The organism is Pseudomonas sp. NPDC089569 (assembly GCF_050280625.1).
Classification (GTDB): Bacteria; Pseudomonadota; Gammaproteobacteria; order Pseudomonadales; family Pseudomonadaceae; genus Aquipseudomonas.
Map to the genome: position 1 here is coordinate 23,589 of NZ_JBNNVQ010000072.1, position 7,373 is coordinate 30,961.

The 7,373-nt window shown below is 60.4% G+C and carries 6 protein-coding genes and 1 pseudogene; 5 read left to right on the forward strand and 2 right to left on the reverse strand.

Annotated elements, in window-relative coordinates:
• The first annotated feature begins 5 nt into the window (after nucleotides 1-5).
• The 5 genes from cysM to ACQKP2_RS22925 all read left to right on the forward strand — a co-directional run bounded on the left by cysM (nucleotide 6) and on the right by ACQKP2_RS22925 (nucleotide 6,154).
• A complete protein-coding gene (gene cysM, locus ACQKP2_RS22905) occupies nucleotides 6-908 on the forward strand; it encodes a cysteine synthase CysM (RefSeq protein WP_427579691.1) in 903 nt (300 codons plus the stop codon).
• Entirely contained in the window at nucleotides 908-2,260 is a 1,353-nt protein-coding gene (rlmD, locus tag ACQKP2_RS22910) for a 23S rRNA (uracil(1939)-C(5))-methyltransferase RlmD (protein WP_427579693.1), read from the forward strand. The genes cysM and rlmD overlap by 1 nt, the downstream gene beginning before the upstream one ends.
• 122 nt (nucleotides 2,261-2,382) lie before the next feature.
• Nucleotides 2,383-4,629: a GTP diphosphokinase gene (gene relA / locus ACQKP2_RS22915; protein WP_427579695.1), complete on the forward strand. Its 2,247-nt coding sequence runs from the start codon at nucleotides 2,383-2,385 to the stop codon at nucleotides 4,627-4,629.
• A gap of 120 nt (nucleotides 4,630-4,749) precedes the next feature.
• Nucleotides 4,750-5,583 carry a nucleoside triphosphate pyrophosphohydrolase gene (gene mazG, locus ACQKP2_RS22920; protein WP_427579697.1) on the forward strand — a complete coding sequence of 278 codons (834 nt, stop codon included), beginning with the start codon at nucleotides 4,750-4,752 and terminating at the stop codon, nucleotides 5,581-5,583.
• Nucleotides 5,584-5,611: 28 nt separating this feature from the next.
• Entirely contained in the window at nucleotides 5,612-6,154 is a 543-nt protein-coding gene (locus ACQKP2_RS22925) for a DUF2058 domain-containing protein (RefSeq protein WP_427579699.1), read from the forward strand.
• A gap of 70 nt (nucleotides 6,155-6,224) precedes the next feature.
• Here ACQKP2_RS22925 and ACQKP2_RS22930 read toward each other — a convergent pair whose 3' ends face one another.
• Complete coding sequence (locus tag ACQKP2_RS22930; RefSeq protein WP_427579701.1) at nucleotides 6,225-6,413, reverse strand: hypothetical protein; 189 nt, start codon at nucleotides 6,411-6,413, stop codon at nucleotides 6,225-6,227.
• Nucleotides 6,414-7,102: 689 nt separating this feature from the next.
• Nucleotides 7,103-7,373 (reverse strand): annotated as a pseudogene (locus ACQKP2_RS22935) (beta-ketoacyl-ACP synthase I); the annotation flags it as partial.

Below are 7,373 nucleotides of genomic sequence, written 5' to 3' on the forward strand. Positions count from 1 at the left end.
ACGCCATGACCTTGCAGTACCCAACCATCGCCGATTGCGTCGGCAACACTCCGCTGGTCCGTTTGCAGCGCCTGCCTGGCGCCACCAGCAATACCCTTTTGCTCAAGCTCGAAGGGAACAACCCGGCGGGTTCGGTCAAGGACCGCCCGGCGCTGTCGATGATCACCCGCGCCGAATTGCGCGGGCAGATCCATGCCGGCGATACGTTGATCGAAGCGACCTCGGGTAACACCGGGATCGCGCTGGCCATGGCCGCCGCGATCAAGGGTTACAAGATGATCCTGATCATGCCGGACAACTCCAGCGCCGAACGCAAGGCAGCGATGACCGCCTACGGTGCCGAGCTGATTCTGGTCAGCCAGGAGCAAGGCATGGAAGGTGCTCGCGACCTGGCCCAACGCATGGAAGCCGAAGGCCGCGGCAAGGTGCTGGACCAGTTCGCCAACGGGGATAACCCGGAAGCGCACTACACCACCACCGGCCCGGAAATCTGGCGCCAGACCCAGGGCAGCATCACCCATTTCGTCAGCTCCATGGGCACCACCGGCACCATCATGGGCGTCTCGCGCTACTTGAAAGAGCAGAACGAAAACGTGCAGATCATTGGCCTTCAACCCATGGAAGGTTCGGCGATCCCCGGCATCCGCCGCTGGCCTCAGGAGTATCTGCCGAAGATCTACCAGGCCGATCGCGTGGACCGGATCGTCGACATGGCCCAGAGCGAAGCCGAAGACGTGACCCGTCGTCTGGCTCGCGAAGAAGGGATTTTCTGCGGCGTATCGTCGGGCGGTGCCGTGGCGGCCATGCTGCGCCTGTCCAGGGAAGTTGAAAACGCGGTGATCGTCGCGATCATCTGCGACCGAGGCGACCGTTACCTGTCGACCGGCATTTTCGACGCGCCCAACTGATGGCCAAACATGACAGAGGCCTGCGCTTCCAGCCTGCGGGCGGCAGCAAGGCACCGCAGATTCCGACCGGCAAAAAGCAGCGCTTGAACATCGAGCGCCTGGCCAACGACGGTCGCGGTATCGCGTTTTTCGAAGGTCGTACCTGGTTCGTCATCGGCGCACTGGCCGGTGAAGAAGTCGAAGCGCGAGTGCTCGGTGCCCACGGCAAAATCGTCGAGGCGCGTACCGAACGGGTATTCGCGGCCAACTCGCTGCGCCGCCCCGCACCTTGTGCCCACGCCGGCCGCTGCGGCGGTTGCAGCGTGCAACATTTGCCCCACGACGAACAACTGGCCCTCAAACAGCGCATGCTCGCCGAGCAACTGTCCAAAGTGGCCGGTGTCGAGCCCCAAGAGTGGGCAGCGCCATTGAGCGGTCCGGAGTTCGGTTACCGTCGTCGCGCCCGCGTAGCAGTGCGCTGGGACAAGAAGACAAGGAAACTCGACGTCGGATTCCGTGCCGCCGGCAGCCAGGACATTATTGGTATCAATGAATGTCCGGTGCTGGTACAGCCCTTGCAACCGATCATGACTCGCCTGCCGGAGATGCTGCGACGCTTGAGCAATCCTCAGGCGCTTGGGCACGTGGAGTTGTTCAGTGGTTCATCGCTGGCGGTATTGCTGCGGCACATGGCGCCGTTATCGGACGCCGATCTGACGATCCTCAAGGATTTCTGCGCGTTCCACGAAGCCCAGTTGTGGTTGCAGGGCGACGACGAGCCGCAACCGGCCGAGGCCGATCAATCGTTGGGCTATCGTCTGGAACAGTGGAATCTGCAACTGGCTTACCGGCCGGGGGATTTCGTGCAGGTCAACGCCGGGGTCAACGAAGCGATGGTTGCCCAGGCGCTGGACTGGTTGAAACCGACCGCGGATGAACGCGTGCTCGATCTGTTCTGCGGTCTGGGCAACTTTGCCCTGCCGCTGGCGCAGACGGTGCGCGAGGTCGTGGCGGTAGAAGGTGTGCAGGTGATGGTAGAGCGGGCAGCCGCCAATGCCGTTAGCAACAATTTGCATAATGTGCATTTTTTTCAGGCCGATTTATCCCAGCCTTTGACCGATGCCGAATGGGCGCGCGAAGGCTTTTGTGCGGTACTCTTGGACCCACCGCGTGACGGTGCCTTCGAGGTGGTGCGCAAGCTCAAGTCCCTGGGAGCCGAGCGGTTGGTGTATGTCTCGTGCAACCCGGCGACCCTGGCGCGCGACACGGCCGAATTGATCAAGCAGGGCTACCGTTTAAAACGTGCCGGGATTCTCGATATGTTTCCTCAGACGGCGCATGTCGAAGCCATGGCGTTATTTGAAGCGAGCTAGGACGGCTCGTCTGGTCCGACTGGTCCGCCCGTGCAGCCGCGCACCAGCCCGACGTGGGCTCACGGGCAACGAAGGTCAGCGATTTGACGCATTGAATCTGCGTCGTAGGGAAGGTAAGCAAGATGGTACAGGTGAGAGCACACCAGCCGATCAACACCGACGGCAGTATCAATCTCGAGGCTTGGCTCGATCATGCGGTCAGTGTCGATCTGGCACTGGATCGCGAAGCCTTGAAGGAAGCCTGCGAGTACGCTCGCGAGGCTGAACGAAAAGCCAATGAGGCGAAAAGTCAGTGGTCTGACGAAGGCAATTCCAGTTTCCGCTATGGCCTGGAGATCGCCGAGATCCTCGCCGACCTCAAGCTCGATCAGGATTCACTGGTCGCCGCCGTGCTGTACCGTGGCGTGCGTGAAGGCCAGATCCCGCTGCCGGCAGTCAGCCAGCGCTTCGGTCCGGTCGTGGCCAAGCTCATCGACGGCGTGCAGCGCATGGCTGCGATCAGCGACAGTCTGAGTCCTCGTAAATCCCTGGTACTGGGCACTCAAGCCCAGGTGGAAAACCTGCGCAAGATGCTGGTGGCCATGGTCGACGACGTGCGCGTCGCCTTGATCAAGCTGGCCGAGCGTACCTGCGCCATTCGTGCGGTGAAGACCGCCGACGATGAAAAGCGCAATCGCGTGGCCCGTGAGGTGTTCGACATCTATGCGCCGCTGGCCCACCGGCTGGGGATCGGTCATATCAAGTGGGAGCTGGAGGACCTGTCCTTTCGCTACCTCGAACCCGACCAGTACAAGCAGATCGCCAAGTTGCTCCACGAGCGGCGACTGGATCGCGAGCGCTTCATCAGCGACGTGATGACCCAGCTGAAGAACGAGCTGCAGGCCACCGGTGTCGACGCCGACATCAGCGGCCGGGCCAAACACATCTATTCGATCTGGCGCAAAATGCAGCGCAAGGGCCTGGAGTTCAGCCAGATCTACGACGTGCGCGCCGTTCGTGTGCTGGTGCCGGAAATGCGCGATTGCTACACCGCGCTGGGTATCGTCCACACCTTGTGGCGGCACATCCCCAAAGAGTTCGACGACTACATCGCCAACCCGAAGGAAAACGGCTACCGCTCGCTGCACACGGCGGTGATCGGGCCCGAGGGCAAGGTGCTTGAAGTGCAGATCCGCACCCACGCGATGCACGAGGAAGCGGAGCTGGGCGTTTGTGCGCACTGGCGCTACAAGGGCACTGACGTCAAGTCCGGTTCCAACCACTACGAAGAGAAAATTTCCTGGCTGCGCCAGGTGCTCGAATGGCATGAGGAACTGGGCGACATCGGCGGCCTGGCGGAACAGCTGCGGGTCGACATCGAACCCGACCGCGTCTATATCTTCACGCCGGACGGTCACGCCATCGACCTGCCCAAAGGCGCGACGCCGCTGGACTTCGCCTATCGGGTGCACACCGAAATCGGCCACAACTGCCGCGGCGCCAAGATCAATGGGCGCATCGTGCCGCTCAACTACAGCCTGCAAACCGGTGAACAGGTCGAGATCATCACCAGCAAGCATGGCACGCCGAGTCGCGACTGGCTGAACCCGAACCTGGGTTATGTCACCACATCCCGGGCGCGGGCGAAGATCGTTCACTGGTTCAAGTTGCAGGCGCGCGACCAGAACGTCGCCGCCGGCAAAACCTTGCTCGAGCGCGAACTCAATCGCCTCGGTCTGCCGGCGGTGGACTTCGACAAGCTGGCCGACAAGGCCAACATGAAAACCGCCGAAGACATGTTCGCCGCACTCGGTGCCGGCGACTTGCGCCTGGCGCAACTGGTCAACCTGGCGCAGCAACTGGTCGAGCCGGAGCGCGGCAACGAGCAGCTGGAACTGATCCCGCGCAAGGCCACCGGTTACAAACCGGGCAAGCGCGGCGACATCCAGATCCAGGGCGTCGGCAACCTGATGACCCAGATGGCCGGCTGCTGCCAACCGCTGCCGGGGGATGCAATCGTCGGTTACATCACCCAGGGTCGTGGCGTGAGTATCCATCGCCAGGATTGCGCCTCGGTCCTGCAACTGGCCGGGCGTGAACCGGAGCGGATCATTCAGGTCAGCTGGGGACCGGTGCCGGTGCTCACCTATCCGGTGGACATCGTCATTCGTGCCTACGACCGCTCGGGACTGCTGCGTGACGTTTCCCAGGTGTTGCTCAATGAGCGAATCAACGTTCTGGCGGTCAACACCCGCTCCAACAAGGAAGACAACACTGCGCTGATGTCTCTGACCATCGAGATTCCGGGGCTGGATGCGCTGGGGCGTTTGCTGGGGCGGATTTCCCAGTTGCCGAACATCATCGAAACCCGGCGTAACCGAACGCCTTGAAGATAATCCATGTGGGAGCGAGCCTGCTCGCGATGAGGGTGTGTCAGTCGCCGCAATGTCGGCTGATACACCGCTATCGCGAGCAGGCTCGCTCCCACAGGGTCTTGTGGTGAGACTTGCATGTACAGCCTTGAAGATCTGCTTCACCTGATGAACCGCCTGCGCGACCCGCAGTACGGTTGCCCGTGGGATATCAAGCAAACATACGCCACCATCGTCCCGCACACCCTCGAAGAGGCTTACGAAGTTGCCGACACCATCGAGCGAGGCGATTTCGATCACTTGCAGGGTGAACTGGGCGACCTGCTGTTCCAGGTGGTCTATTACAGTCAACTGGCCCGGGAAGAAGGACGCTTTGAGTTCGCGGGCGTGGTCGACGGCATTACCCGCAAGCTGATTCGCCGTCACCCTCACGTATTCCCCACGGGAGATCTGTACGCACCGCTGGATGTTCCGCGCCTGAGTGAAGAGCAGGTCAAGCAGCGCTGGGAGGAGATCAAGGCACAGGAGCGTGCAGAGAAATCCGCTGCCCCGCAACAGTTGTCGTTGCTCGATGATGTCCCTGCTGCATTGCCGGCGTTGTCCCGTGCGGCCAAGCTGCAAAAGCGCGCAGGGCAGGTCGGATTCGACTGGCCCGATGCTTTGCCGGTGCTGGACAAGGTCCGTGAAGAACTCGATGAAATACTCGAGGCGATGGCCGACAACGACAATGTGGCGATTGCCGATGAAGTCGGCGACCTGCTGTTTTCCGTGGCCAATCTGGCGCGGCACCTCAAGGTCGACCCGGAAACCGCGTTGCGTGGTGCCAACGGCAAGTTCGAACGACGTTTCCGTTTTATCGAACAGGCATTGCGCGACACCCATCGTCCCATGGAAGATTGCACCCTCGAAGAGTTGGACGCCCTGTGGGGCGAAGCCAAACGCCAGGAAAAGAATGTGCCCAGCTGCGGTTGAGCAGTTGCCTAAGTGAGTAATAAGCACCATGAGCATTTCCCTTCGCGACCAGTTGCTCAAAGCAGGGCTGGTCAACCAGAAGCAGGCCAAGCAGGTCAGCAAAGACAAGCAGAAGCAACAGCGCCTGGCCCACAAGGGCCAGATCCAGCTCGATGATTCCCAGCAGCGTGCGGCACAAGAGGCGCAGGCCGAGAAGGTCAAGCGCGATCAGGAACTCAACCGCCAGCAGCAGGAAAAAGCCGAGGCCAAGGCACGCACTGCGCAGATCAAGCAATTGATCGAAGCCACGCGCCTGCCGAAGCTCAATACCGAGGATTACTACAACTTCGTCGATGACAAGAAGGTCAAGCGCCTTTCGGTCAACGCGCTGATGCGCAACAAGCTCAGCAACGGCTCCTTGGCGATCGTGCACCATGCCGGCGGTTATGAAGTCATCCCCCGTGAAGCGGCGCTGAAAATCCAGGAACGCGATCCGCAGCGTATCGTGCAGATGAACGTCAAGACCGAAGACGTCAGCGTCGAGGATGATCCGTACGCAGCCTTCCAGATCCCTGATGATCTGATGTGGTAAGCCGTCAAAGGCGCAATAACGACAAACCCCGCTCATGGCGGGGTTTGTCGTTTTCAATCCTGTGAATGGCTCAAGCGGAGCGTCGTTCCCGTAGTTGCTCGAGTGTTTCCAGTTCGGCCTTGTAGTTGTGGGCGTCTTTCTCGGAGTGGAACATACCGACCAGCAGGTCTTGCTGGTACACATCCCAGATGCGGATACCGGCGGCTACGCCTTCATGGGATTTATGGGAATCGTCGCGTTCAGTTACTTTTACAGTCATCTGCTAGCTCCAAATCGTTGTTATCTGCAGCAAGGCGTGTGCAGGACTCTTTTATAGATTTAGTTAGCCTGCTAAGTAAACTCTTGGATTTGGAAACAGACTTTTGCGATTTTGGAGAAAGTCCTGAAGCCCGCCAAACACGCGGCATTTGGTCGCAGCCCGGTAAGTTTCATGACAGAAGTTTCATCTATCTGTAGGAGCCAGGCTTGCCGGCGAACAACAATAACGCGGTCCGACAGATGCACCGCGGCGTCTGGTTCGCGGGCGAGCCTCGCTCCTACAGGCGAAGAACGATAACGCGGTCCGACAGATGCGCCGTGGTGTCTGGTTCGCGGGGTAGGAGCCAGGCTTGCCGGCGAAGAACGATAACGCGGTCCGATAGATACACCACGTCGTCTGGTTCGCGGGCAAGCCTCGCTCCTACAGGCGAAGAACGATAACGTGGTTCGACAGATGCACCGAGGCGTCTGGTTCGCCTGTAGGAGCCAGGCTTGCCGGCGAAGAACGATAACGTGGTTCGACAGATACACCGCAGCGACAGGTTCGCGGGCAAGCCTCGCTCCTACGGGCGAAGAACGATAATGCGGTTCGACAGATACACCGCGGCGTCTGGTTCCCACACAAAAAACACGCAAAAAAACGCCCCGAACCAGTCGGGGCGTTTTCATGTGCGGCGTGTTGGCGGGGAATTACTTGCCCTGCCAGCGCTTCAGGACCAGGGTGGCGTTGGTGCCACCGAAGCCGAAGCTGTTGCTCATCACGGTGTCGATCTTGGCGTTTTCCTGGGTCTTGGTCAGCACCGGCAGATCGGCCACTTCCGGGTCCAGCTCTTCGATGTTGGCGGAGCCGGCAATGAAGTTGCCTTCCATCATCAGCATGCAGTAGATCGCTTCGTGAACGCCGGCGGCGCCCAGGGAGTGACCCGACAGGCTCTTGGTGGAGCTGATGGCAGGAGCCTTG